The organism is Streptomyces sp. ADMS, from assembly GCF_033441795.1.
GTDB lineage: Bacteria > Actinomycetota > Actinomycetes > Streptomycetales > Streptomycetaceae > Streptomyces.
This window is the reverse complement of the sequence record NZ_JAVFVX010000436.1, coordinates 1-458: the sequence shown is the minus strand read 5'-3', so window position 1 is coordinate 458 and position 458 is coordinate 1. Positions and strand designations below refer to the sequence as shown.

Here is a 458-nt window from a genome sequence, read left to right as displayed (position 1 = left end):
ACGTCGGCGTCGGAGAGCCGGGTCGGGGTGGCCGCCGCGCCGAGGTAGCCGCTGTAGCGGTCCTGGAACACGCTCACGTGCACGGTGCTGCCGAAGACCGCGGGGTCGATGTTCTTGATGACCGTGTCGGAGTCACCGCTGGTACCGCCCCCGGCGAGGATGACACGGGCCTGCTTCTTGGCCGTGTCCAGGCTCGCCAGGCCCTGCAGGGTGTAGGCGTCGTCGTTGGCGGCGCCGGTGACCTTGACGGTGTCACCGCTCATGGAGCTGTACCAGTTGTACAGCCACCACTGGGCGTTGGGGGTGTTCTGGGCCGCGGCGGAGTCGCCGAGGTTGCCGTTGATGTTCCAGTACGGCAGGTTCCCGTCGATCTTCTTGTCCTCGAGCGCCGCGATCCACTGGACCATCTGGCCGGGGTCGGTCAGGTGGTAGCGGTGGGCGTACTCGTTGAGGTTGAT

Annotated in this window: 1 pseudogene; it reads right to left on the bottom strand. The window is 67.0% G+C overall.

Features of this window, described 5'->3' with window-relative positions:
* Nucleotides 1-458 (bottom strand): annotated as a pseudogene (locus tag RB628_RS41435) (ricin-type beta-trefoil lectin domain protein); the annotation flags it as partial.